21 protein-coding genes, 1 tRNA gene and 1 pseudogene are annotated in these 24,080 nt (G+C 67.3%); 9 read left to right on the top strand and 14 right to left on the bottom strand.

Annotated features, from left to right (window positions below; genetic code table 11):
• Window positions 1-70: 70 nt before the first annotated feature.
• The 7 genes from rho to OHA05_RS24815 all read right to left on the bottom strand — a co-directional run bounded on the left by rho (window position 71) and on the right by OHA05_RS24815 (window position 9,175).
• Window positions 71-2,140: a transcription termination factor Rho gene (rho, locus tag OHA05_RS24845; protein ID WP_313944080.1), complete on the bottom strand. Its 2,070-nt coding sequence runs from the start codon at window positions 2,138-2,140 to the stop codon at window positions 71-73.
• 392 nt (window positions 2,141-2,532) lie between these two features.
• On the bottom strand, window positions 2,533-3,450 hold the full coding sequence (gene thrB, locus OHA05_RS24840) for a homoserine kinase (protein WP_327680166.1): 918 nt from the start codon (window positions 3,448-3,450) through the stop codon (window positions 2,533-2,535).
• A gap of 321 nt (window positions 3,451-3,771) precedes the next feature.
• The gene (gene thrC / locus OHA05_RS24835; RefSeq protein ID WP_328861757.1) at window positions 3,772-4,890 is read right to left on the bottom strand and encodes a threonine synthase; all 1,119 of its coding nucleotides are present in this window, start codon (window positions 4,888-4,890) and stop codon (window positions 3,772-3,774) included.
• Window positions 4,891-4,897: 7 nt separating this feature from the next.
• Window positions 4,898-6,196, bottom strand: coding sequence for a homoserine dehydrogenase (locus OHA05_RS24830; RefSeq protein ID WP_313948866.1), 1,299 nt, complete (start codon window positions 6,194-6,196; stop codon window positions 4,898-4,900).
• 100 nt (window positions 6,197-6,296) lie between these two features.
• Window positions 6,297-7,688 (bottom strand): diaminopimelate decarboxylase, encoded by a 1,392-nt coding sequence (gene lysA, locus OHA05_RS24825; protein WP_328861756.1) that lies wholly within the window; start codon window positions 7,686-7,688, stop codon window positions 6,297-6,299.
• Window positions 7,689-7,695: 7 nt separating this feature from the next.
• Window positions 7,696-8,685, bottom strand: coding sequence for an ArgS-related anticodon-binding protein NrtL (nrtL, locus tag OHA05_RS24820; RefSeq protein ID WP_328861755.1), 990 nt, complete (start codon window positions 8,683-8,685; stop codon window positions 7,696-7,698).
• Between the two features lie 55 nt (window positions 8,686-8,740).
• Window positions 8,741-9,175, bottom strand: a complete 435-nt coding sequence (locus tag OHA05_RS24815; RefSeq protein WP_313944085.1) for a response regulator — start codon at window positions 9,173-9,175, stop codon at window positions 8,741-8,743.
• A 352-nt stretch (window positions 9,176-9,527) separates the two neighbouring features.
• Between OHA05_RS24815 and OHA05_RS24810 the strand changes: the two genes are divergently transcribed.
• The 6 genes and pseudogenes from OHA05_RS24810 to OHA05_RS24785 all read left to right on the top strand — a co-directional run bounded on the left by OHA05_RS24810 (window position 9,528) and on the right by OHA05_RS24785 (window position 14,338).
• A tRNA-Arg gene (locus tag OHA05_RS24810) sits at window positions 9,528-9,599 on the top strand.
• A gap of 217 nt (window positions 9,600-9,816) precedes the next feature.
• Window positions 9,817-10,500 carry a hypothetical protein gene (locus OHA05_RS24805; protein ID WP_328861754.1) on the top strand — a complete coding sequence of 228 codons (684 nt, stop codon included), beginning with the start codon at window positions 9,817-9,819 and terminating at the stop codon, window positions 10,498-10,500.
• Window positions 10,501-10,634: 134 nt separating this feature from the next.
• Window positions 10,635-11,427 (top strand): annotated as a pseudogene (locus OHA05_RS24800) (GntR family transcriptional regulator).
• Window positions 11,424-12,092, top strand: coding sequence for a YdcF family protein (locus OHA05_RS24795; RefSeq protein WP_328861753.1), 669 nt, complete (start codon window positions 11,424-11,426; stop codon window positions 12,090-12,092). The pseudogene OHA05_RS24800 and the gene OHA05_RS24795 overlap by 4 nt, the downstream one beginning before the upstream one ends.
• A 399-nt stretch (window positions 12,093-12,491) precedes the next feature.
• Window positions 12,492-13,001: a hypothetical protein gene (locus OHA05_RS24790; protein ID WP_328861752.1), complete on the top strand. Its 510-nt coding sequence runs from the start codon at window positions 12,492-12,494 to the stop codon at window positions 12,999-13,001.
• A 272-nt stretch (window positions 13,002-13,273) separates the two neighbouring features.
• Entirely contained in the window at window positions 13,274-14,338 is a 1,065-nt protein-coding gene (locus OHA05_RS24785; protein WP_328861751.1) for a hypothetical protein, read from the top strand.
• A gap of 70 nt (window positions 14,339-14,408) precedes the next feature.
• On the opposite strand, the gene OHA05_RS24780 is transcribed toward OHA05_RS24785, so the two are convergent.
• The 4 genes from OHA05_RS24780 to OHA05_RS24765 form a co-directional block, all read right to left on the bottom strand.
• Window positions 14,409-14,858: a hypothetical protein gene (locus OHA05_RS24780; protein ID WP_328861750.1), complete on the bottom strand. Its 450-nt coding sequence runs from the start codon at window positions 14,856-14,858 to the stop codon at window positions 14,409-14,411.
• Between the two features lie 430 nt (window positions 14,859-15,288).
• A complete protein-coding gene (locus tag OHA05_RS24775) occupies window positions 15,289-15,606 on the bottom strand; it encodes a hypothetical protein (protein ID WP_328861749.1) in 318 nt (105 codons plus the stop codon).
• Between the two features lie 119 nt (window positions 15,607-15,725).
• Window positions 15,726-16,361 carry a helix-turn-helix transcriptional regulator gene (locus tag OHA05_RS24770; RefSeq protein ID WP_328861748.1) on the bottom strand — a complete coding sequence of 212 codons (636 nt, stop codon included), beginning with the start codon at window positions 16,359-16,361 and terminating at the stop codon, window positions 15,726-15,728.
• Between the two features lie 1,525 nt (window positions 16,362-17,886).
• On the bottom strand, window positions 17,887-18,231 hold the full coding sequence (locus OHA05_RS24765; RefSeq protein ID WP_328861747.1) for a hypothetical protein: 345 nt from the start codon (window positions 18,229-18,231) through the stop codon (window positions 17,887-17,889).
• 380 nt (window positions 18,232-18,611) lie between these two features.
• Here OHA05_RS24765 and OHA05_RS24760 point away from each other — a divergent pair, with 380 nt between their 5' ends.
• The 3 genes from OHA05_RS24760 to OHA05_RS24750 all read left to right on the top strand — a co-directional run bounded on the left by OHA05_RS24760 (window position 18,612) and on the right by OHA05_RS24750 (window position 20,843).
• Window positions 18,612-19,772, top strand: a complete 1,161-nt coding sequence (locus OHA05_RS24760) for a PQQ-dependent sugar dehydrogenase (protein WP_328861746.1) — start codon at window positions 18,612-18,614, stop codon at window positions 19,770-19,772.
• A 157-nt stretch (window positions 19,773-19,929) separates the two neighbouring features.
• Window positions 19,930-20,127: a ferredoxin gene (locus tag OHA05_RS24755; protein ID WP_328861745.1), complete on the top strand. Its 198-nt coding sequence runs from the start codon at window positions 19,930-19,932 to the stop codon at window positions 20,125-20,127.
• Window positions 20,128-20,270: 143 nt separating this feature from the next.
• The gene (locus tag OHA05_RS24750; protein WP_328861744.1) at window positions 20,271-20,843 is read left to right on the top strand and encodes a DUF1990 family protein; all 573 of its coding nucleotides are present in this window, start codon (window positions 20,271-20,273) and stop codon (window positions 20,841-20,843) included.
• A gap of 27 nt (window positions 20,844-20,870) precedes the next feature.
• On the opposite strand, the gene OHA05_RS24745 is transcribed toward OHA05_RS24750, so the two are convergent.
• The 3 genes from OHA05_RS24745 to OHA05_RS24735 form a co-directional block, all read right to left on the bottom strand.
• Window positions 20,871-21,299 carry a hypothetical protein gene (locus OHA05_RS24745; RefSeq protein ID WP_328861743.1) on the bottom strand — a complete coding sequence of 143 codons (429 nt, stop codon included), beginning with the start codon at window positions 21,297-21,299 and terminating at the stop codon, window positions 20,871-20,873.
• Window positions 21,300-21,735: 436 nt separating this feature from the next.
• Window positions 21,736-22,653 (bottom strand): hypothetical protein, encoded by a 918-nt coding sequence (locus tag OHA05_RS24740; protein WP_328861742.1) that lies wholly within the window; start codon window positions 22,651-22,653, stop codon window positions 21,736-21,738.
• A 79-nt stretch (window positions 22,654-22,732) separates the two neighbouring features.
• The gene (locus OHA05_RS24735) at window positions 22,733-23,722 is read right to left on the bottom strand and encodes an LCP family protein (RefSeq protein ID WP_443043758.1); all 990 of its coding nucleotides are present in this window, start codon (window positions 23,720-23,722) and stop codon (window positions 22,733-22,735) included.
• Window positions 23,723-24,080: the final 358 nt, after the last annotated feature.

Here is a 24,080-nt window from a genome sequence, read left to right as displayed (position 1 = left end):
TTGGGAGAAAACGAGACCGCCCCGTCACCTCTGGGGCGACGGGGCGGTCCTGTGGCGTACGGGAACGGCGTCAGTCGTTGCCGTTGCCGACCGACGGGGTCGTCTTCTGGATCTGCAGCAGGAACTCGGCGTTCGACTTCGTCTGCTTCATCTTGTCCAGCAGCAGCTCGATCGCCTGCTGCTGGTCGAGCGCGTGCAGCACCCGGCGCAGCTTCCAGACGACGGCGAGCTCGTCGCTGCCGAGCAGGATCTCTTCCTTACGGGTGCTGGACGCGTCGACGTCCACCGCGGGGAAGATGCGCTTGTCGGAGAGCTTCCGGTCGAGCTTGAGCTCCATGTTGCCGGTGCCCTTGAACTCCTCGAAGATCACCTCGTCCATCCGCGAGCCGGTCTCGACCAGCGCGGTGGCCAGGATGGTCAGCGAGCCGCCGTCCTCGATGTTGCGCGCGGCACCGAAGAAGCGCTTCGGCGGGTACAGCGCGGTCGAGTCGACACCACCGGACAGGATGCGTCCGGAGGCGGGAGCCGCGAGGTTGTACGCACGGCCCAGACGGGTGATGGAGTCCAGCAGGACGACCACGTCGTGACCCAGCTCGACGAGACGCTTCGCGCGCTCGATGGCCAGCTCGGCGACCGTGGTGTGGTCCTCGGCCGGGCGGTCGAAGGTCGAGGAGATGACCTCGCCCTTCACCGACCGCTGCATGTCGGTGACCTCTTCCGGACGCTCGTCGACGAGGACGACCATCAGGTGGCACTCGGGGCTGTTGACCGTGATCGCGTTGGCGATCGCCTGGAGGATCATGGTCTTGCCGGTCTTCGGCGGGGCCACGATCAGGCCTCGCTGGCCCTTGCCGATCGGCGCGACGAGGTCGATGATCCGGGTCGTCAGGATGCCCGGGTCGGTCTCGAGGCGCAGCCGGTCCTGCGGGTACAGCGGGGTCAGCTTCTGGAACTCCGGGCGCCCGCGGCCGGATTCGGCCGCCATGCCGTTCGCCGAGTCCAGGCGCACGAGCGCGTTGAACTTCTCGCGGCGCTCGCCCTCCTTGGGCTGACGGACGGCACCGGTGACGTGGTCACCCTTGCGCAGGCCGTTCTTGCGGACCTGGGCGAGGGAGACGTACACGTCGTTCGGGCCCGGCAGGTAGCCGGAGGTCCGGATGAACGCGTAGTTGTCGAGGATGTCCAGGATGCCCGCGACGGGGATCAGGACGTCGTCCTCGGAGACCTGCGGCTCGTTGCCGAACTCCTCGCGGCCACCACGGCGCCCACGGCGGTCGCGGTAACGGCCCCGGCGACCGCGACGGCCGCCCGCCTCGTCGTCGTAGCCGTCGTCCTGCTGCTGGCCGCCCTGGCGCTGCTGCTGGCCGCCACCGCCCTGCTGCTGGCGCTGGCCGCCCTGCTGCTGGTCGTCGCCCTTGCCGCGGCGGTCGCGCTGACGGTCACGGCGGTCACCGCGGTCGCCGCGCTCACCGCGCTGGCCGCGCTCCTGGCGGTCGCGGCGCCCTTCGCCGTCCTGCTGCGAGGACGCGCCGACGGCGGTCTCGGCCTTGGCGTCCGGCTGTGCATCCGTCTTGACGTCGACGGCCGTGTCGCCCTTGCTCTCGGCCCGGGCGTCGCCCTGGGTCTCCGGGCTGCCCGCCTGGGCGGTGGCACGGCGACGGCGGCGCTCTCCGGCCGGCTGGTCGTCTCCCCCGGAGCCTGCGGCCTGGGCGGTGCCCCCAGCCGGCTGTCCGGGGATGTCGATCTGCTGCTGGGCGGTGGCCTTCTCGGCCTTGCTCTCGGCAGCGGCGGCGGAGTCGCCCGTACGCGCCTTGGAGGTGGCACGGCGCTTCGGCTTGGTCTCGGCCTCACCGGCGCCGGCGTCGGCGCTCTTGGGCGCGGACGCCTTGGCCGGGGCCCCACTGCCGGACTGCGCCTCCTTGATGACCTCGATCAGCTGGCTCTTGCGCATACGCGCGGTGCCCCTGATGCCGAGGCCGGACGCGACCTGCTGCAGCTCGGCCAGGACCATGCCCTCGAGGCCGGTGCCGGAGCGGCGGCGCCGTGAGGTGGTGCCGGAGGAGGCAGCACCTCCGGCGGGCGCGGAGGTGTCGACGTTGTTGTCGGCAGTCACGCCCATCAGATCGGTGGTGTCGCTCACGAAGGGTCCTTCCCTGGAGCGGACGTCGGCCTTCTGGCTCGGCGACCGGTTGTGCTGTCCGGCGACGGCCTGTGACGTTGGATGTCGCAGAACGCTGCCGGGGCGGTGGTCCCGCCGGTGATGACGGCGGAGAGAAATACGTGCAAAGTCCGGCCCGAGGTCCCCCTGCTCGGCCCACTCCTGGAGAAGCGAGGGGTGTCGTGCCGGTTCCGGAGCGTGCTCGAAACTGCTCAGGCAGGCTGCTCAGGCAGTTGGGGAGGCTCCCGGAAGAATGGCGGTCCCTAAGGGGGACACGAAGCTCCGAGCCACAAAGGCATCGGTTGCAGACTTGAGGTTAACACTACCGGCTCCAACAAACATTCCCCCTCTCCGTCACCGGCAATCTCGTGTCACTACGAGCTGAGCGGCAGGACGCTCGCGCCCGTGGCGTCGAAGGTGAGCCGGTTGGCCGCCCATCCCTCACCCGCCAGTCGTGCGACCTTGTCGGCCGCACTGTCCTCGGCCAGTGCGAGCACCGTGGGGCCCGCACCGGAGATGACTGCGGGGACGCCGTCGGCACGCAGTCGGTTGACAAGGTCGATGCTCTGCGGCATCGCCGGGGCCCGGTACTCCTGGTGGAGACGATCCTCCGTCGCAGGCAGCAGCAGGTCGGGGCGCCTGGTCAGCGCCTCGACGAGGAGGGCCGCACGACCGGCGTTGGCACTTGCGTCCACATGGGGGACGCTGCGCGGCAGAAGGCCGCGCGCGGTCTCCGTGAGCACCGCTTTGCCGGGGACGAAAACCACCGGAACGACGGAATCGGCCGGGTCCATCCTGATGGCGCGTGCCGCTCCCCCGTCGGTCCAGGCGAGAGTGAACCCGCCGAGCAGACAGGCGGCGACATTGTCGGGGTGCCCCTCGATCTCCGTGGCGAGCTCCAGCAGAGCCGCGTCGTCGAGCTTGGCGTCGCCGCCTATCGTCACCGCGCGGGCGGCGACGATGCCGGCGCAGATGGCGGCCGACGACGAGCCCAGCCCGCGGCCGTGCGGGATCCGGTTGGCACAGACGACCTCGAGGCCGCGCGGCTGCCCGCCGAGCAGGTCGAAGGTCGTCCGCAGGGCACGGACGAGCAGATGGCTCTCGTCGCGGGGCAGCGTGGAGGCACCCTCACCCGCGATGTCGATGTGCAGACCGGCATCGGCGACCCGCACCACGACATCGTCGTACAGCGCCAGGGACAACCCGAAGGCGTCGAAGCCCGGGCCGAGGTTGGCGCTGGTGGCGGGAACGCGCACCCGGACGGCGGCGGCGCGGAACGCTGGACCGGCCATCGCTCGATGACTCTCCTTGGTTCTGAGCTGTGGGATTCGAGAGGTGAGGACCCGTGGGCCGTAACGGCAGCAACACCGCGGCATATGCGGCGGGGCGGGTTCGGTACAGCTTATCGAAGGAAGGTTCTGTGGCGACATAGGGCGCACGGGAGGCGCACGATGCGTGTCGCAAGCCTCCTGTGCCCCTACGTACGCCGTTGCCCGGCTTGCCGTGCTTGTCCATCGTCCGGGAACGCAGTAGGACGCGCTCCCGGACCACAACAGGGCAGCTGGCCTTTTTCCGGCGAGCTCGCCCGGCCACGACCCCCGGAAGCGGGCCTCTCAGGCGAGACCGAGACGCTCCGCCGCCGCCACGGCGTCCACCGGGACGGTGACGGGCTGCGGCGCGCCGGCGACGGCCCAGTCCGGGTCCTTCAGGCCGTTGCCGGTGACCGTGCAGACGATCCGCTGGCCCGGGTCGACCTTGCCCTGCTCGGCCGCCTTCAGCAGACCGGCGACCGAAGCGGCCGACGCGGGCTCCACGAAGACACCCTCCTGGGAGGCCAACAGCCGGTAGGCGCGCAGGATTTCACGGTCCGTCACCTCGTCGATGAAGCCGCCGGACTCGTCCCGCGCGTCGAGCGCGAACTGCCACGACGCCGGGTTGCCGATCCGGATCGCGGTGGCGATCGTCGACGGGTCCTTGACGATCTCACCGCGGACGATGGGCGCGGAACCGGAGGCCTGGAAGCCCCACATCCGCGGCCTGCGCGTGGAGAGGGCGAGCAGCGCCGGGCGGTCCGCCCCGCCGGCCAGAGTGCTCGCGGGCGACGGCTGGGAGTACTCCTTGTACCCCTTCCAGTACGCCGTGATGTTGCCGGCGTTGCCCACGGGCAGCACATGGATGTCGGGGGCGTCGCCGAGCGCGTCGACGATCTCGAACGCGGCGGTCTTCTGCCCCTCGATGCGGTACGGATTGACCGAATTGACCAGCGCCACCGGGTAGTTCTCGGAGAGCCGGCGGGCCAGGTTGAGGCAGTCGTCGAAGTTTCCGTCGACCTGAAGGATCTGCGAACCGTAGACGAGCGCCTGGCCCATCTTGCCGAGCGCGATCTTGCCCTGCGGGACGAGCACGGCGCAGACCATGCCCGCCCGTACGGCATACGCGGCGGCGGACGCCGAGGTGTTGCCGGTGGACGCGCAGATGACGGCCTGCGCACCCTCCTCCTTGGCGCGGGTGATGGCCATGGTCATGCCGCGGTCCTTGAAGGACCCGGTGGGGTTGGCGCCCTCGACCTTGAGATGCACCTCGCAGCCCGTGCGCTCGGACAGGACGCGCGCCGGGACGAGCGGCGTGCCACCCTCACGGAGCGTGACGACGGGCGTCGTGTCCGTCACCGGAAGGCGGTCCCGGTACTCCTCGATGATGCCGCGCCACTGGTGGGTGCCGTTGGTCGTCATGGGTCCCTTACTCCCCTTCAACACGCATGATGCTGGCGACACCGCGCACGGTGTCGAGCTTGCGCAGCGCTTCGACGGTCCCGGAAAGGGCGGCGTCGGGCGCGCGGTGGGTGACGACGACGAGTGATGCCTCGCCGTCTGCTTCCGGTCGGCCCTGCTGGCGGACCGTGTCGATCGACACGCCGTGCTCGGCGAAGACCGTCGCGACCTGGGCGAGTACGCCAGGCTTGTCGGCCACGTCGAGGCTGATGTGGTACCGCGTCACGACGTCGCCCATGGGGCTCACGGGCAGCTGCGTGTACGCGGATTCGCCCGGCCCCGTGGCCTCGGCGAGCTTGTTGCGGCAGACGGCGACGAGATCGCCGAGCACGGCGGACGCGGTGGGAGCGCCGCCCGCGCCGGGGCCGTAGAACATCAGCTGCCCGGCCGCCTCCGCCTCGACGAAGACGGCGTTGTACGCCTCGCGGACGGACGCGAGCGGGTGGCTGAGCGGGATCATCGCCGGATGGACGCGGGCGGTGACGGAGTTGCCGTCGGCCGCCCGCTCGCAGATGGCGAGGAGTTTGACGGTGCAGCCCATGCGCTGGGCGGAGACGATGTCGGCGGCGGTGACCTCGGTGAGGCCCTCGCGGTAGACGTCGTCGAGCCGCACGCGGGTGTGGAAGGCGATCCCGGCGAGGATGGCGGCCTTGGCGGCGGCGTCGAAGCCCTCGACGTCGGCGGTGGGGTCGGCCTCCGCGTACCCGAGGGCGGTGGCCTCGTCGAGCGCCTCGGAGTAACCGGCGCCCGAGCCGTCCATCTTGTCGAGGATGAAGTTGGTCGTGCCGTTGACGATGCCGAGGACGCGGTTGACCTTGTCACCTGCGAGCGACTCGCGCAGCGGCCGGATCAGCGGGATCGCACCGGCGACGGCGGCCTCGAAGTAGAGGTCGCGGCCATGCTGCTCGGCCGCCGCGTAGAGCGTGGCGCCGTCCTCGGCGAGCAGCGCCTTGTTGGCGGAGACGACCGAGGCGCCGTGTTCGAAGGCTGTGGTGATGAGCGTGCGGGCCGGCTCGATGCCGCCGATGACCTCGATGACGACGTCGATGTCGCCGCGTTTGACGAGGGCGGTGGCATCCGTGGTGACGAGGTCCTCGGAGATCCCCTCACGCACCTTGCCGGGCCGCCGCACGGCGACGCCGGCCAGTTCCACCGGGGCGCCGATGCGGGCGGCGAGGTCGTCGGCGTGCGTCGTCATGATGCGCGCCACCTCTGAGCCGACCACTCCACAGCCCAGCAGCGCCACCTTCAGCGGACGCGTACGCATCATCCGACCTCGCTTCTCATCACTTCTACGGTGTGGACCAGTCTCACGCACCGGACGGAAGTTTCTATCCCCCGTCCGGCATACGAGACATCTATCTCAACTATCCGACGTCGAGACGCAGGAGATCTTCCTCCGTCTCCCGTCGCACGATCACCCGAGCCTCGCCGTCCGCGACGGCGACGACGGGCGGACGGAGTGCGTGGTTGTAGTTGCTGGCCATCGAGCGGCAGTACGCGCCGGTCGCGGGCACGGCGATGAGGTCGCCGGGCGCCAGGTCGGCGGGCAGGAAGGCATCCTTCACGACGATGTCGCCGCTCTCGCAGTGCTTGCCGACGACGCGGGAGAGCATCGGCTCGGCGTCGGACCTGCGGGAGACCAGCGCGACGCTGTACTCGGCGTCGTAGAGCGCGGTGCGAATGTTGTCGGACATGCCGCCGTCGACACTGACGTACGTCCGCAGGCCTTCCAGCGGCTTGATGGTGCCGACCTCGTACAGCGTGAAGGCGGTGGGGCCGACGATGGCGCGCCCCGGCTCGACGGAGATACGCGGCGTCCGCAGCCGGGCGGCCTCACACTCACGGGTGACGATCTCGTTGAGCGCCTTGGCGATGTCGTGCGGCTCGCGGGGGTCGTCGTCCGGCGTGTACGCGATGCCGAGACCGCCGCCGAGGTCGATCTCGGGCAGCTCGACGCCGTGTTCGTCGCGGATCTGCTTGAGCAGTCCGACGACGCGGTGCGCCGCGACCTCGAAGCCGGAGGTGTCGAAGATCTGCGAGCCGATGTGCGAGTGGATACCGATGACCTCCAGCCCGTCGAGCTGGAGCGCACGGCGCACCGCCTCGGCCGCCTGGCCGCCGGCGAGCGGGATGCCGAACTTCTGGTCCTCGTGGGCCGTCGCGATGAACTCGTGCGTATGGGCCTCCACGCCGACCGTGACCCGGATCTGCACGCGCTGGCGCTTGCCGAGGCTCTGGGCGATGTGGGCGACGCGCACGATCTCCTGGAACGAGTCGAGCACGATCCGCCCGACACCGACGCGCACGGCCCGCTCGATCTCTTCCGGGGACTTGTTGTTCCCGTGGAAGGCGATGCGGTCGGCGGGCATACCGGCGTCGAGCGCGGTGGTGAGCTCACCACCGGAGCAGACGTCGAGGTTGAGGCCCTCCTCGTGGAGCCACTTCACCACGGCCCGCGAGAGGAACGCCTTCCCGGCGTAGAAGACGTCCGCGTCCTTGCCGAACGCGTCGGCCCAGGCGCGGCAGCGGGCGCGGAAGTCGGCCTCGTCGAGGAAGTAGGCGGGGGTGCCGAACTCCTCGGCCAGCCGCGTCACTTCGATCCCGCCGACGGTGGTGACACCGTCGTCGTTACGGGTGACGGTCTTCGCCCAGACCTTCTCGTCGAGACCGTTGAGGTCGGCGGGAGGGGCGCTGTAGTGGCCCTCGGGGTAGACATCGGCGTGACGGGGCCCGGCGGGGTGTGCGGAACGGCTCATTCTTCTCTCACAGGTAGTCAGGGGCGCTGATGCCGAGCAGGGACAGGCCACCGGCGAGCACCGTCCCGGCGGCTTCGGCGAGCGCGAGGCGGGAACGGTGGGCGGCCGAGGGTTTCTCGTCACCGAGGGGCAGCACGGTGTGCTGGAAGGAGAGGAGCGCGTCGGCGGTCGCTTCCAGATGCCGGACGAGCCGGTCGGGCGCGCGAAGGCGGGCGGCGGAGGCGAGGACGGCGGGGTGATCGCCGATGGCACCGGTCAGCGCGGGGGCGTCGACGGTCGGCTGCTCGGCGGCGGGCTGGTCCGTGGTGATGCCGAGCCGGCCGGCGTTACGACTGAGGGCGCGGCTGCGGGCGTGGGCGTAGCGGACCGTGAAGAGGGGGTTGGACTCGTGCTGCACGAGGAGATGGGCCCCGGTGCGGGGCCGGTCGTGCGCGGCAGCGGAGAGCAGGGCCCACCGGGTGGCGTCGGCGGCGGGGTCCTGGGTCTGGTCCGTGGCGGGTACGACGTGAGGACGCTCGACTTCCCCGTCCTCGACTTCCCCGTCCTCGGTCTCGGCTCCCTGGGACCGGAGCAGCCGGCCGAGCACGTCGGCCCACACCCGGGCGCGCAGCTCCTCGCCCGCCTCGAACCGCACGGCAACCCCGGCGAGCTGCCGGCTGTGCCCGTACGCCGCGCCCTGCTGCCGCACTGTCTCCACCAGCTCCTGCTGCGCACGGCTGTGCAGGGTGATGTTGAGGAAGCCGGGTCCGGTGATCTCGATGGAGGCGATCCCGGGCTGGCCGGCGATCCGGTCCCGCAGGGCCTCGGCGACGGCACGGGGCGGCTGATGGGCGGGCCCGGCGAGCCGGAGGGCGACATTGGTGGCGTAGTCGCCGCACCCTCCTGGCCTGGGACGTTCGACGCTGACACTCTCGGGCACCGGCGCGTCCAGCGCACCGTCCGCCACCGCGCGGCGCACGGCGTGCAGCACGGTACGAGAGAGATCGGCGGGCGTCACGGGACAAGCGTATGGGAGGAAGGGGGGCGCTTCGCGAACCGGTTTCGCGATGCGGTCAGCCGCGCGTGCTTCCCGCTCGCCCGGCCCCATGCCGGCCGTCTACGGACGGCGGACCCTCCCGGTGCATCAACTGCCGTACGAGACGGACGAGCTCGGCCGGCTCGAAGGGCTTGGCGAGGAAGGCGTCCACACCGGCGGCGATGCCGCTCTCCACCTCGTACTGCGTACACGCGCTGATGATGGCGACGGGCAGATGGCTGGTGCGCGGATCGGCCCGCAGGAGGGCGGCGGTGCGCAGCCCGTCCAGCCGAGGCATGACCACATCGAGGGTGACGACATCGGGCCGCACCTGCTGCACGACTTCCAGACACTCGGCACCATCGGCCGCGGTCACGACCTCGAAGCCCTCCAGCTCGAGGTTGACCCTGATCAACTGCCGGATGACCCGATTGTCGTCGACAACGAGCACACGGCCGGACGCCCCTGACACAACTCGAGAGTAGGTCGCGGGGCGGGGCCGCGTCCGGGTTTTGCGGACTTCCACTCCGTGGGGGGACGGGGGGAGGGGGTGGAGGGGGCGCTGGGGCGGGGGTGGCCCCGGGGGGCGAGGGTGGGAGGGACGCGGGGCGCGGCGAAGGTTTAGGGGTGGGGTTGGTGGCCGGCGGGAGGCGAGGTGGCCTGCCAGGTGACGGCTGGGGGCGGCTGAACGGGATGTGGTGCGGCTCGGGGTGGCGCGCCAGAGGGCCGGGCTCGCGGGCAGGTCGGAGCCCCTGAATACCTGTTCACGGGGACCCTCTGTGAGCTGGTAGGGTTCTACCCGTCACCGCGCAAGCGGGATGTACGCCCCCGTAGCTCAGGGGATAGAGCAACGGCCTCCGGAGCCGTGTGCGCAGGTTCGAATCCTGCCGGGGGCACCTTGGATCAGGTGCCCAAAGACCCCGCCATCAGCGCTTTAGCTGAGAGCGGGGTCTTCTTGCGTGTGCAGGCGTATGCCGTGGCAAGCCGCCGTATGTCGGGGTCTGTGGACGAGGCGTGGACGGGATCTAGAAGCGTTGTCGCAGGTGAACCACGCTCATCGCCGTCCTGGGCCGCGCGGCAGTCTCCGCCTACGAAGGCCTGGGTGTCACAGGCATGCGCTTGGATGAGCGGGTGACCGTTCATCACGTTGCTCGGCAACTGCCCGAGATAGCAGTCCTCCGTGAGCACTGCCGTTCCCTGGCCGTCCTGGAGGCAATCCTGAGCCCTGAGTGGGCGGACCGGTACCACACCTTCGACAGACACTGGTCCGAGGACGAATTGATGGCCTCGATGCGGAACGGATCGGGCGACGAATACTCGATCGTTTTCTCGTCGGCCGGCGCCTACATCCGGGGGTTCGATCACGAGTCGCCCATGAGTCCTTATGCAGAGGACGGGCCCTGGCCCGGAGTGCTCGACGACGTTCCTGACATCTTCCAGTCGTGCATCGAGGAACCCGCGTTCTCAGACGAGGACGGGATGCCTGTCATTACTGTGTGCATCTGGCGAGAGACGGGCGAGGATGCCTGGAAGACAGGGACGATCGACTTTCCCGACAGAGAAATGGAAGACCCGGATGGCGCCGGACGCCTCTTCCACCTACTGGTGGATCGCTCACCGGAGACATTTCGGCAGTGGACCGAGGACTACTACGAGGTCCCGGTCGACCTGGAGGCCGTCCGCCACGTCTTCTCTTCGCGCCCTCTGACCGAAGAAGTGGTCAGCACGCTGAACTCCGAGATCGTCCTGGCAGACCTAGCAGAAGACCTCGCGCAGATCGGCTATCCATCGAGCTGAGGCCCTGGAACAACAGTGAGGCCCCTGGCGATGGTTGTCAGTCGTATACTCGCGAAGCAAGTCTTCAATACGGCGATTGGCGACCTCTTGCCGCGCGTCGAGGCACTTGCGATGTGGCAAGGAGGAGGTCCTACCTGGCACCTAAGTGGCAAGAGCCGGCGGACAAGTTGGCCGAGCGGATTGAGAGCGTCGAGTACGCGCCTGGCCAGCAACTGCCGTGCATCCGGACCTAGTAGAGGCTGGCGAGGGCTCGAAGGCCACGGTTCACGCCGCCTACAAGGCCTTGGAAGCCGAAGGTCTCGTCACTTCCTCACGAGGCCATGGCACGGTCGTGCGACGCCAGACCCCACTCAAGCGGCTCGGGATCTCGCGGTACGACAAGGCCAAGTGGCGCGACGGTGACGAGGTCGCCTTCATCGCTGACCGAGTAGCGTCCGGCCGCGCCTGCCGCCGCAACGAGCAGACCCAGTCAGTCAGCAGAATCGGTGCCCCACCCAAGGTCGCCGAAGCACTCGGACTGCCGGCCGAAGCCGAGGTGTACGCGCGAGCACGGCTCGTGAAGGAAGACGAGCAGCCGACGCACACCCTGACCAGCTACTACCGCCCCGAGTACGTCGAGGGAACGCGCATCGTCGATCCGAAGCCCGGACGGCGGGGAAGGGCGGTGGCTACCGCGTGCTCTACGACGCTGGATACGAGATCGACCACATGAAGGAAGCCCTGTTCGCACGCGTCCCCACGGCCGAGAACGCCAAGCTCCTCCAGCTGCCCGCCGGGGAACCGGTGATGGAACTCCACCGGACGACCTACACCGCCGATGGCACCGTGGTCGAGTTCGCCATCGGCATCCACGCCGCCTCGCGCTTTGTATGGGAGTACGACTTCAAAGTGCCGGACTCGGCACACCAGCAAGAGGCCAACCAGTGACCCCGACCCAAGACGTATGGGACGACACTCAACGGCTGTGGGACTACCAGCTGATGGGTCACGAAGTGCGCCCGTGCTCCGTCGCCATCGGCCTGGGCAGTCACGACCTCGGAGTCGCCGATGCCACAGTCGACCTGTACCGACGCGGAATGATGCCGCTGATGGTGTTCACCGGAGCCACGAGCCCAACGACCCGTGACCGTATGCCCCGCGGCGAAGCCGTGCACTACCGAGAGCGAGCCCTCGAACTGGGCGTCCCTGCCGCGGCAGTTCTGGTGGAACCCCGCGCACGCAACACCGGTGAGAACATCCGCTTCTCACGCTCACTACTGGAGGAGAACGGTGTCGACGTCTCGTCCGCGCTGATCGTGAGCAAGCCGTACGAAGAGCGTCGGGCCTACGCCACGGCGCGCAAGCTCTGGCCCGCAGTCGAGTTCGTGAGCACCTCCGCGCCGATGACGCTCGAGGAGTACGCCGACGCGATCGGCGATGCCCGTTTGGTCATCGACATGCTGGTCGGATCGCTTCAGCGGCTCCTGATCTACCCCGAGCAGGGGTTCATGATCAGTCAGGAAGTTCCGCAGGAAGTCACTGCAGCCTACGAGCGGTTGTGCGCCCAGGGCTTCACGAGCCGACTCGTTCCCGACACTGCTCGGGGCGAGTGAGTAAAACCTTCTCTACGGGTTCAAGGCGCCGCGCAAGCGCGGCGCGCGCCGCAGCCCCCGGCTGCGGGCTTGCCTCTGTCTTCGCCCGGCTGCCTCCAGCCGGACGGCGGCGCACCGAGCGCGGACACCAACGGTCAGAGAAAGGCCGGCACGGGGCTGGGGCCGGTCGGTTCCACGGCTTTAGGCAGCCACCATGGGGCGAGCCTCGAAGATCGGGGCCCACATCGGGCTATTGCGGGCAGGTCAGGAGACTGCCCGAGTCGCGGCAAGCTTACGGGCCCCGATCTCTCGCCCCATGGCAGCTCCCGCCCAAAGCCCCTCCACCGACCTCGTGTTGAAGAGCGCGGCAATCTGGTTGTATTGCCGGGACCCTAGTTGTTAGTCCGGGTAGGAGATGCTTTGGACGCTGCATTGGCAGGGCTTCTCGGCACCATGATAGGTGCCATTTCAGGCTTCTCGGGCGCTTGGTTGGCTCAGCGAGGCCAGGTGCGTATGCAGCGGGAACAACGCGCATACGACGAACGTGTGCGGTGGTTGGACGACAAGCGCCACCTGTACCGAGATCTGCTACTGGCCGTATTCGGGTGGCACGATGCACTGATTTCGATCATGCAAGATGAGGCCGACGGGACTTTGCATGACACCCGCGCGGCTGCCTACAAGCTCGGCGTGGAGACCGACCTCATAGCCTCAGAGCCGGTCCGCCTGGCGGCCGTGGACATGAGAAAGAAACTGCTCGCAGCCCAGGGACCTATCCTGCACGGAGAGGCCACGAGCGCTCAGGATGCGCTGAAAAGGGCCATTGTGGCGGCAGATGCCTTCGAAGAGGCGGTGCGTTCTGAGCTGATCGCACCCAGTGATCGTTACGTGCCGAAGCTCGACGCACAGCCCACGCGGGAGCTCGAGTAGACAGTGCCCGTGCCCTTCCCGTGCCCGATCGGTCGGGAAACAGCGGGAAACCACAGGCACACGCAGGCAACCCACACGAAGACGGCCCCCAACCGTTTCCACTGGTCAGGGGCCGTTCACGTGCGGTGGGTGTGTGATTTGAACCCACGGTGACATCGCTGCCACGACGGTTTTCAAGATCGCCGAAGCGTGAAACTTCGTCGACCGTGTGTCCTCCCGGGAGATTGGGCAGCATGGAGGGAGTTTCTAGTCAGGACCATCGGAGAACTGCCATGCCAAAGCGAAGCGACTTCGAGTGGCTGGAAGACAGACCAGATTGGATAAAGAACGCCTACAAGCTCAAGCTAGAGGTTGAGTATCGGCGAACGCACGGCACTTCATTCCAACTCCTATTCGATCGAATCATGAGATCGGTTCATGGGGACGACTACTCTGCCACCGCCACGTACGGGAACGAAGGCGACCTGGGGTGCGACGGATTCCTTAAGTCGCGGAGCCTTCTTTTCGCCGTATACTCGCCAAGTCCATACTTTAAGCTTGCAGAGGCTCGCAATAAAATGCGGACAGACTTTGCCCGCTTCGAAGAGTGCTGGGAAATTCCAAAACAGGCAAAGCAGTGGACCTTTGTAGTTAACTACCCTGGAGTGCACCCTTCATTGCTGGCCATTGCCCGGGAGCTGGAGGAACGTCACTCGGGGCTTGATGTCACAGTCTGGAGCCGCTACGACCTCACACAACAGTTCCTCATATTCGCACGAATTGACCTGGTGCTCCCTGAATTTGGATCGGTCGAGCGGAAGGCGCGCGAGCTTGCTCCCGTGAATTTTGTGCCGGAGGACACGACGCTACCAAGCGAGGAAGCCGCCCTCACCTATCGCCGCCTCTCGGCTCGAATCACTTGCCAAAAGGAGGAATACGACCAGCTAACGAATGAATGGATCGGTCAGCTATGCGAGGATCCGCTACCCTGGATGCTTGTGCACTGCCAGTTTCTCGTGGGCGCCATGGCTGCAGTCGGCATGGTGGGCTCCTTTGCCATCGAAGACCCGCCCTTGCGGCGACTCAAATTCGAAACAGCGATTGCGGATTTCGCCTGGAGAAAGTACTTCAAGACCGCTTGGGGAGTGCCCGCTTCCCTTATCTTCCATGAAGACTACAGAAAAGAGTATCCCCCTATCGGAAACGACGTCGATATGCTCTTTGGTGTATGTCTTGTTCAAGATGCACTCACGGTGGCCACAATTCGCATGCATTCCCGCATAACGGGTCTATGGGAAAATGAGATTCTTGAAGAAGTTTGGTCTCATGTGACAGATATCAAGATTCACCCGGAGTGAAGCTAAGTAGACTTTAGGCGTGTCTGCGGGGTCTGAGAGACCAGGTTTGGCAGCGTTTGGCGACCGCGCCTTAAGTTCGCTCCAGGGCCTTTCGCATCTCCTCGATCAACGCTGCCCGAGTTTGGCGGGCGGCCCGCCAAGCATCCACGTACTCCCGGGAGTTCGTGGAGTGGCCGGCAACCACCGCGTCATGAAAGTCGAGCACAGAGAGGGTGGCGCGACCAGCCTTTTCGATGAGCGTCCACTGCGCCACCAGTTCCAGTTGCTGCTGTGCTGCATAGACACCGTGCTCGCCGATCGCGACGTGTCCCTTGCCAACATCTTCAGGGGAAGGATCCACCCGCGAGAATGCATCCTTGGCTGCCGAAAGGGTCGTGAGGTATTCCGTAAAGGCGCTGCGCAGTGCGTCACGATCCCGCTCCGAACGGTCGCGCCGCCAGCGGACGTGATCGGCAACGAGAGTAGCAAGTACACCAAGCACCGCGCCCACGGCTGTCGCCACAAGCGTCGACCACTGCATGCGCCCCCCTGAAGTCCTGTGCGCGAAGCCTCTTCTTCTCATCCAGTACAGCAGCGAAGTACCGCAACCACAGCAGCCATCAGCGACTTGTCCTGTCTCCGTAGGACCTTGACACGGCCGACACGACCACCGGCGACCGGCGACATAGAGCTACGGATCAATTGGTGGTCGTGCCCCTCCCGTGCCCGTTCGGTCGGGAGACAGCGGGGAACAGCGCGGTCGCCAGCAAACAACGCTCATGCGAACGGCCCCTGCCGCCGTGTCTTACCTGGTCAGGGGCCGTTCACCTGCGGTGGGTGTGGGACTCGAACCCACGATGACATCGCTGCCACGACGGAAGATGGACGCCGGCTTGACTTGACCACTGAGATCCACCGGCCTGGCACGTTCACTCCCAGCCATGCACTCAAGGCTTCACCTACGGCCAAAATTACTTGGGAGCAATCTCTTCCAAGTTGGCAGCGGGCCCAAGGAAAGGGATCAAGACTCCAGCAAAACCGATTCTTGCGGCCAAGGACTGAACCCCTTCGCGCGCGTACGGGAAGGCCACGGTGACTGCTTCGCGGTCAGCAAACTCTTGAAGGATGTCCTCTGCCGGGATGCCACCTTCGCCTACGTCGTACCTAGTCACAACGGCGACCTCGACCTCGCCAACGTAATCTCCGCTATCTGACTTCAGACGCGCCTTCACTTCTAGACGATAGAAAATGGCGCCTGGGGTGGGCGCTATGCCCACCTCCAGGCGCATTTCCGCCTCGCTAGACGTTTCTGCAGACAGCCTCCGCGCACTGCAGGATTCCGTAAGAACCTGCTCCAACTTGACCCGCTTCGAGAATTCCTCATACCTCTGCACCCTTGAAATATCTTTCATCGCAAAGACCGCGACGTGTAAGGGTGATCGGGCATGGTAAGTTCAGACGTCCGGTGCACGCTGATAGACGCCTTGCGGGCAGTTTTCCATCGCGCAATCTCGGCCGCCGGCTTAACGGACCGACCCGTCTCCACCTTCCGCGAAGAAAGCGCATAGTTAATGCGTTCAATCTGCCACAAAGGAATACCCCGCTCATCGTCGGCAACCTCAGGGTGATTCAGTCGTAGCCATTCATTGACCTCCGGCCAATGCCAAACCTGAACCCCGCCCCCGAGAGTTGCTACTTGCCTTGGGAAGTCTCCTGGACCTCTACTTCCCGTCACCCAAGAGCGCACCGTGGACCGAGACTTACCGACCCTCGTAGCAATGTCCGTCACGCTGACCAAATCGAGCGTAACTCGAGTGACACTCGCTTCAGGCAACAACCGGCCCAGGTGATTCGCAGCGTCGAGTACCGCGTCACACGGGTCACCCTCGTCGGCTTCGACCACATAGGTCACGTCCACCAAGTCGTCCCGGGCAGAAAGATAGGCCTCGGCCACGTCCTCATAGAAGCGCTCCACCGCGACTTCATCGTGGATGTCGAAGTTTTCGATCTCGAGCGTGAACATGTAGCGCACTGGCACCCCCATGACCGCAGCCTCCTAGGTCGCCGTACGAAGCATGACTCTACAGGAGTGTACGCAGTTGCGTACACCCCCGCTACGGCATTGGGCCAGTGGGAGCACACCCGTGCGCGCAAAGGCAAGCCTTGCGCCAAAGAATCTTGTACTGACTGTCACCCTTCGGCGTGCTTCGGACCGATATCCGACAGTTACCCTGAGTGCACATGAGGGTACCGAACGGATGTGCGCGCCCTCCTCTGGCCTCCTGCATCCTCCACAGCCCGGTACCCGTCAAGCGATCAATGACCGCGCGCACTTTAGGATCTGTGTGCCGTTTACTGGGACTCAACCGCACCTCCAGAAGCCCCCCAAGCTCCCGGCCGGCTTGGTGAACACCAGTGTAGGTAGCGAACTGAAGAACTGTCGCCTTCGGCAGCCCGCCGGGCTAGGGGAAGTTGAGTTTCCGACCAGGCCAATCAGCACTTACCAATGAGTAGTTACCAATCAGTAGGCCTCGGCATAATGGGTTCCTTCAAGGTCCACGCCGGATCTGCCATGTCAAGCCTCACACCACTAACTCGCTATCGGGCACGGGAAAAGCTACGTCCCCGCCGTGATCACCGATCGAACTTCGGTGCACAGCGGCTCTGTCTGATACGGCCGACTCAGGGCACCTAAGGACACCAACAGCTAGCAACTCGGGCTGACCGGCGCTCTCCTGGAGGGGCGGCGCATGATGGTGGTACCAGATCGTGTAGCGGTCGGACCGAAGTTCCGCTTCTCCCCATTCGAGACGAATCACACCCCTGTCCCTCGAGCAGACGCAGGCCAGCATCACCACGCCGGGCTCCGAGCCGAGTTGGCACAGGTCGCTGCGGATCAGAAGGGAGACCTGCCTCGCCCTGGCCGATGGAGGACGCAGTCACGTCGGTTGCGACGTTCTGTTTCGACTGCTCTTCCAGAGGCTCCGGCAGCTCGTCAGCTGATCCTCAGAAAGGTGCGTCACGTTAATGAGTCGAGAGAGAGGGATTCCCACGCGAAGAAGGACATGCGTCGCTCTAGGTAAGCTCACCACCGCCCCGGCCGTGAGGAAGGCGACACCTGCGTGACCACCGGAAGCAATCCATCGACAACAACTGCGGAAGGCACCGTGAACGCTGACGCCAGTGCCCCTGCAGTACAGCCGAGCATGCTGAAGCTGCCGTCTGAGGCGTGAGGCCGCAATCCAGTTTCGCGGCCTTTGCGTGGACCGAGCGCTCCCAGTGGCACTGTTACGTGGCTCTGACCAGCAGGGATGCGTGAGGCTCAAGGGGCCTCCGGAGCCGCGTGGGCAGGTTCGAATCCTGCCGGGTCACTTCCCGTGAAGTGCCCAACGGAAGCGCAAGGCCCAGGTCCTCCTACTCGTGCAGCCGTGTGCCACCCGCACCGACCGTATGACAGGTGCCGTCGCCTCTTCGCGCCCCGGACCACGGCCCATCGCCCCACGCCACCAGCCGGAAACGGCGCCCGCCCCCCAACCAGCCCAATGCCCGCGCAGTTGCCCTCCACCAGGTCACCCCCGGACCTCGCGGACCATCCCCCCGTCGGCCGCCGAGAGCTCCAAGCCGTACCGCAGCCCAAAGCGGTTGAGCAGGTCGGCCAGCTCGTCGAAGCGACGCGGGTCCACGACGCCGTTCAGCAAGAGGTCCGACGCGTCGATGGGTTCGATCTCCACCTGGCACCAGCTGGTCTCCAGCTCGTACGCGTACCAGGATGACGACCTCGACCTCCAGCCGGCTCTCACGAAGCGCTCCGCCACAGACGAGGCGTCACGACAGCCACGCAGGCTGCCACTTAGGTTGTTGCCGGCCTCGATCCACTCAGGGTCGAGCTTCCGGCCGTCGTCGGATATGTCCACGCCCGGAGTATGGATCACCATGGCCCGGCCGCGATCACTGGTCCCCTCGCGGCAGGTCTTCGATCCCCCGGTGGCGACTCCCCGACGGCCGAGCTCCAGCGGTCATCCCTCCGGAGACAAGTGCCGCCTGTGGCCACAGCCGCCCCGCGAACGGCCGGGTCCACCACCTGCCGAGCGCCCGTCCCCGGGCCCAACTCCCCCACACAGGTGCCGCATTGGTCTAGGCCAAGACCCTCCCGTCCCAGTAGTCTCGTCACCGGCCAGTGGCACACCATCCCCCCACCCAGGTTGCGTGCTGGCGCGGGCACCCCCCTACCCCCACGCACCACTCTGCCCAGCAGCCGGGTGAACTCCCATGCGCCGCCTTCAGGAGGGTCACGGTGAACGTTCGCACCCGAAGCTCCGCGATTATCGGCACCATCTGTCTTGTCGCTTCCCTCGCCTTGTCCACTGCTTCCGCCGACGAGTCCGCCGCCCCGCCGATAGCACCGCCGAAAGCCCCGTCGAAGGCGGCCGCGGTCGCTCTCGAGCACGTGGCCACCGCGAAGAATCCGATCGCCGGTACCGCCGGCCCCGGTGGGACCGTGTGGATTGCCGAGCGGGCCGGGACCGTACGGGTTCTGGACAGCCGAGGACTCGGCGCGCCCGTGCTCGACATCACCGCGGAGACCACCGTCGACGGGGAACGCGGGCTGCTGGGTATCGCGTTCGACAAGCGGTTCGCGTACTTCTACATCTCGTACACGAACCTCGAAGGCACCAGCACCATCGACGAGTTCGCCGTGCGGAACGGCAAGATCCAGAAGAACACCCGGCGCACCGTCCTCACCCAGACGCAGCCGTACGCCAACCACAACGGTGGTGACATCAAGTTCGGGCCCGACGGCTACCTCTACATCGCCTTCGGGGACGGCGGCTCGGGCGGGGACCCGCACGACTACGGGCAGAACCTCGGCACCCTGCTCGGCAAGATCGTGCGGATCGACCCGAGGGGCGCCAAGCCGTACGCGATCCCGGCCGACAATCCGTTCGTGGGTGACCCGAACGCGAAGGACGAGATCTGGGCGTACGGGCTGCGCAACCCGTGGCGGTTCTCCTTCGACGCCGGCACCGGCGACATGCTCGTCGGCGATGTCGGCCAGAGCGAGTGGGAGGAGATCGACTGGGCCCCGGCGAGCAGCAAGGGCGGCGAGAACTACGGATGGTCCGAGATGGAGGGCACCCATCCCTTCCGCGGTGGGACCGAGCCGGCGAACCATGTGCCGCCCGTCCACGAGTACGGCCGTAACGGGCTGGGCTGCTCGGTGACCGGTGGTTTCGTCTACCGCGGCAAGGCGATCCCGGCCCTGAAGGGGCAGTACCTCTTCAGCGACTACTGCGACGGCACCGTCCGCGCCCTGCGGATGAAGGACGGCAAGGTGACCGGCGAGAGCGACCTCGGCGTCAGTGGCGGTGAGGTCATCTCCTTCGTGCAGGACGGCTGCGGCGAGCTGTACGTCCTCGACATCGGTGGCGCCATCCACCGCATCGACCCGGCGTAACCGGGTCCGGCTTCGGTGCGCCGGTGGGGGTTCGCCCCCGCCGGCGCTGCACCCGACCGGGTGATGCGCGCGACGTAGTGCCTGCCCGGCGGCTCGGTCAGGGAACCACTCCTCCCGTACGAGGCCTCGTGCGCACCGAACTCGAAGGGACGAGCTTGTGACCACCAGAGTGAGCATCGACAGCGACAAGTGCATCGGCTCGGGCATGTGTGCTCTGACCGCGCCCGCGGTCTTCACCCAGGACGACGACGGGTACGGAGTCGTGCTGCCCGGCCGTGAGGGCGGGGACGGGGACTCGCTGCTGAAGGAGGCTGCTCGTAGCTGTCCCGTGCAGGCCGTGACCATCAGCGGTTGAGGCGGGTACGGCCGGCCGCTGATGCCGTCGGATGCCGGCCGTGGGGTGCGTGGGTACCACCGGCCCGGCGCCCGATGGCGGGATCCCAGCCGATTAGGCTCAGCGGCCGGCCGTCAGCCCACTTGTCGTAACAGGAGCCCGTCATGCCCTCGGACAGATCGGACAGCCCGGCGGGCAGTCGCCACCTCACCTACGCTCCCGCCGGTGCGACCTGTCCCGGCGACGGCACCTGGACCACGGGGATCCCGGGCTGCCGCCGCTATGAGCGCACTGTGGTCATCGGGCACGGTGACAGCGACTGGCGCGCCGCCGCCGATGCCGTGCTGCGGTGGGGCGTCAAGCGCCGTAGCGGCTTCCGGGTCACTCCGCTCGCGGGCGCCGGTGAGCGAGTCGTCGAGGGGGCCGAGTACCGGATCACGGCGGCGTGGGGGCCGGTGGCCGTGCATGAGCCGGTGCGGGTGGTCGCCGTCGTGGACACGGCTGACAGGTGCGGCTTCGCCTACGGCACGCTGCCCGGCCATCCGGTGTCCGGAGAGGAGGCCTTCGTGGTGGGCCGCGACCCCGACGGGCGGGTCACCCTGACGCTGCGGTCGCTGACCGGCCGCGCTCCCGCGGGTCCGTGGCGGACCGTCTTCCCGGTGCTTCTGATCGCGCAGCGCTGGTACCGGCGCCGGTATCTGCGCGCCCTCCTGCACCCCGCGTCGCAGCAGGACTGAGAAGACCGATCCCCAGCCCTGGCCTCCTCATGACCAGAGCCGGCAGTCCTCCACGGAGATCTCCGCCACCGCTTCGTTCTCCACGTGCTCGAGATCCGCGATGTAGGGAGGAACATCGGGCAGCGGTGTGCAGAAGGTGACATCGGCTGTGAGGAGCGCGTCCTCGGTGTCGGCGAAGGACAGGGAGAGGTATCCCTTCACCCCGCTGTCCCCGAACTCCTTCTCCGCCGCGCGCAGACAGGCGCAGATGTACGCCAGGCAGCGTCGCAGCAGAAGGGGCGTGCGCTCGTGAGCCGCGGCGGGGAGGTCGTAGTCGGTCATTCCCCGGCCGTTGACCGTGGTTTCCTCCGCGAGCCGGTCGAAGTATTCGGCCGGGCCCTGTGGACGCAGATCGGTCAGCACACGGGCCCCGCCGGCCGTCGTGGACCATCCGCGTTCCACGACCTCACGGAACATGGGAGGGATGTCCTGAGACCCCAGCTTCCCGAGGTCCGTTTCCTCCAGGAGCGCCTTCATTCGGGAATTGCTTCGCACATCTATCCTTCGCCGAGCGCGGCGAGTCCCTTTCTGATGCCTGCGATGAACCCCGGGTTGCTCCCGATGGCCTTCTCCACGCTGCGCGGAAGGCCCTCGAATTCCCGGTCTCGAATTCGTACTGGTACTTCGCGCCCTTGTTGCGCTGGTCCTGGAAGTGCAACTGGCCCGGTCGCCCGCCCGGGTTGGAACTCTCCACGTCGATCCGACAAGGCCCATGGTTCCACAGGGTTTTGCTGGTGATCTGGGTGGCGTGCGTGCCCGTGGTGACATGAGGACATCACGCGGCGGCCGGTGGGGACGGTTCCCGCGGAGCGGAGGAGACTGCTGGGGTCTGTGACCGTGGTGCGCGCCGGCGTCAGCGGCCAGAGGCCGTCCCGGGAAGCGCCTTCGGGTGCAGCCACGGCGAGAGTCCGACCGCGCCCTTGCCGTAGCGGCGGTCGAGCTCCCGCTGCATATGGTCGCTCGGGACCGTGACGTACAGCCGTACCCGGTTGTTCACAGGGTCCGAGCCCACGCCCAGATAGCCAGGGGTTCCCGCGCTCATCCGCTTCACCAAGTCCTCACGCACCGTGCGGAGTTCCTGCTGGGAACGCTCGACGGTCAGCAGGCAGAGCGGGCCGCCCCAGGCCGTGCGGATCTCTCGTTCGTTACCGGGGAGGTCGCCGGTGAAGGTGACCACGGTGACGGTCTGCCCGCCCCTGAGCCCTGCGGGATAGGAGATCCAGTGACCTCCGTACTCCGGGTCCTGTTCGAGGAGTTCCTGGAGACGCTGCTCGGCGGCGTGCGAGGCCTTGGACCGGTCGACCGGTTTCCAGCCGCCCGGAGGTGCCTTGCACGGAGTCCTGAAGTCCCTGTCGTCCACGCCGCCGCGGGGCTTGTCGCCCGGGCGGAGGTTCTTCGCCGGCTCGGTCAGTGTGAAGCGTTTGCCGTCCCAGGTACCGGTGAGGTGGTACGTGCCCCACCGGATACCGCGTACCGACTGGGACGTGACGGCGTCCCAGTCCCAGCCGACGACGTCGGGACCGCTGCACGTCGGGGGCATCATCATCCGCGCCACGTGACATATCTGCGGGCCGTGCGAGGCGTTCGCGAGGACCACCGCCGTGACGGCGTACTGCTGGGGCCGGTTGGGCCGGTTCGCGTCCGACTCCGATGCCGAGCCCGGCGCCGCGCGGTTCGTGTTCATTTCCTGCCCGCAGGCAGTGACCAGTACGAGCGCCGACAGCGCGGCGAGCGCTCCGAGGGTGCGGAGTGCGGTGAACGGTGACCTCATGCCGTTGTGACGGGCGTCACTTCGGAACGGTTCCTGTCGTTCCGTCAGCATTCAGGCGCGCACCGGCGCCCGGGGGAGGTCAGGTGCCGGCCTTCACCGGGGCGTCGCCGCGATCGCCGACCGAGTTGTCCGCCGCCGACCCGGGGATCGGGCGGTCCTCGCGCAGGGCGTCCCACACCTGGTGGGACGCCTTCTTCAGCGGGACGACGCGGCCGGGATCCTTGGGGTCGTACGTCACGGGCAGGGTGACCATGTTCATCCGGTCCGGCTTGATGCCCTTGAGGTCCTTCGCGAGGCCGAGCAGCTTCGTCGCGGATGCCAGGTCCGAGTCCGCGCTGACCGTGCGGGTCGCGGTGTCGGCCAGGTCGTAGAGCTTGGTGGGGTCGCTCGCCAGGCCGATGGAGTCGACGCGGTGCAGCAGCGCCTTGATGAACGTCTGCTGGAGCTGGATGCGGCCGAGGTCACTGCCGTCGCTCACCGCGTGACGGGTGCGGACGAGCTCCAGCGCCTGCTCGCCCTTGAGTGTGTGCTTGCCGGCCGGCAGGGACAGATGGCTGCTGTCGTCCTCGATGGCCTTGCTGGTCGTGACGTTCACGCCGCCGAGCTCGTCGATGAGCTTGGTGAAGCCCTTGAAGTCGACTTCGAGGTAGTGGTCCATGCGGACGCCGGACATCTTCTCCACCGTCTTGACGGTGCAGGCCGGTCCGCCCGCCTGGTAGGACTCGTTGAACATCGCCCGGTGTTCGGCCGGGGCCGTGCCGCCGCCGGGCTTGGCGCACGCGGGACGCTCCACGACGGTGTCGCGCGGGACGCTGACGACACTCGCCTTCTTGTGGGTCTTGTCGACGTGCAGCACCATCGCCGTGTCCGACCGGGCGCCGGTGACGCCCGAGCCGTACTGGCCGTGCGTACCCGCCCGTGAGTCGGAGCCGAGCAGCAGGATGTCCATCGAGCCGTTGCGCTGCTCGCCGGGACGGTCCTTGCCCAGGGCCGCGTTGATGTCGGTGCCCTGGATGTTGCCGTTGAGCTGCGAGTAGAGGTAGGCCAGGCCGCCGCCTCCGACTGCCACGACACCGAGGGCGGTCCAGGCGGCGATCCGCAGTGACCTCCGCCGAGCCCGGTGCCGTGCCCTGCCCCGAGAGCGGTACACCTTGCCCGGTCCGTACGGGTCCGGCGTGGGGGCGCCGGGCCCGGAGGGCTGGTGCGGTTCTCCGCTCTCGTGCGGCATGCCTGTCCGTCCGTCCTACGCCGGCCGGGCCTTGTCGGCCTGGCCGTCGTCAATCGGGTGGCGCTGCCCGGGTGTTCCGGCAGTCGCCACCGGCCTTCGTTCACCGTCAGGCGCTCACCGGCTGTGGGTGTGCCGGTGGTCGCTCGTGCGGCGGGTGCTGCTGCCACCGTCAGGCGCTCACCGGCAGTGGTACGCCGGT

Origin of the sequence: Streptomyces sp. NBC_00306 (assembly GCF_036169555.1) — a bacterium.
GTDB classification, from domain to species: domain Bacteria; phylum Actinomycetota; class Actinomycetes; order Streptomycetales; family Streptomycetaceae; genus Streptomyces; species Streptomyces achmelvichensis.
This window is presented reverse-complemented; position numbering and strand designations above follow the sequence as displayed.

What these genes read in the sequence shown, in the direction of transcription:
- OHA05_RS24785 (WP_328861751.1), top strand. Translation starts at nt 13,274, where the DNA reads ATGCCAAAGCGAAGCGACTTCGAGTGGCTGGAAGACAGACCAGATTGG.
- OHA05_RS24745 (WP_328861743.1), bottom strand. Translation starts at nt 21,299, where the DNA reads ATGTTCCGTGAGGTCGTGGAACGCGGATGGTCCACGACGGCCGGCGGG.
- OHA05_RS24770 (WP_328861748.1), bottom strand. Translation starts at nt 16,361, where the DNA reads ATGGGGGTGCCAGTGCGCTACATGTTCACGCTCGAGATCGAAAACTTC.
- OHA05_RS24775 (WP_328861749.1), bottom strand. Translation starts at nt 15,606, where the DNA reads ATGCGCCTGGAGGTGGGCATAGCGCCCACCCCAGGCGCCATTTTCTAT.
- OHA05_RS24750 (WP_328861744.1), top strand. Translation starts at nt 20,271, where the DNA reads ATGCCCTCGGACAGATCGGACAGCCCGGCGGGCAGTCGCCACCTCACC.
- OHA05_RS24830 (WP_313948866.1), bottom strand. Translation starts at nt 6,196, where the DNA reads ATGCGTACGCGTCCGCTGAAGGTGGCGCTGCTGGGCTGTGGAGTGGTC.
- lysA (WP_328861756.1), bottom strand. Translation starts at nt 7,688, where the DNA reads ATGAGCCGTTCCGCACACCCCGCCGGGCCCCGTCACGCCGATGTCTAC.
- OHA05_RS24780 (WP_328861750.1), bottom strand. Translation starts at nt 14,858, where the DNA reads ATGCAGTGGTCGACGCTTGTGGCGACAGCCGTGGGCGCGGTGCTTGGT.
- OHA05_RS24805 (WP_328861754.1), top strand. Translation starts at nt 9,817, where the DNA reads ATGCGCTTGGATGAGCGGGTGACCGTTCATCACGTTGCTCGGCAACTG.
- thrB (WP_327680166.1), bottom strand. Translation starts at nt 3,450, where the DNA reads ATGGCCGGTCCAGCGTTCCGCGCCGCCGCCGTCCGGGTGCGCGTTCCC.
- thrC (WP_328861757.1), bottom strand. Translation starts at nt 4,890, where the DNA reads ATGACGACCAACGGCACCCACCAGTGGCGCGGCATCATCGAGGAGTAC.
- OHA05_RS24740 (WP_328861742.1), bottom strand. Translation starts at nt 22,653, where the DNA reads ATGAGGTCACCGTTCACCGCACTCCGCACCCTCGGAGCGCTCGCCGCG.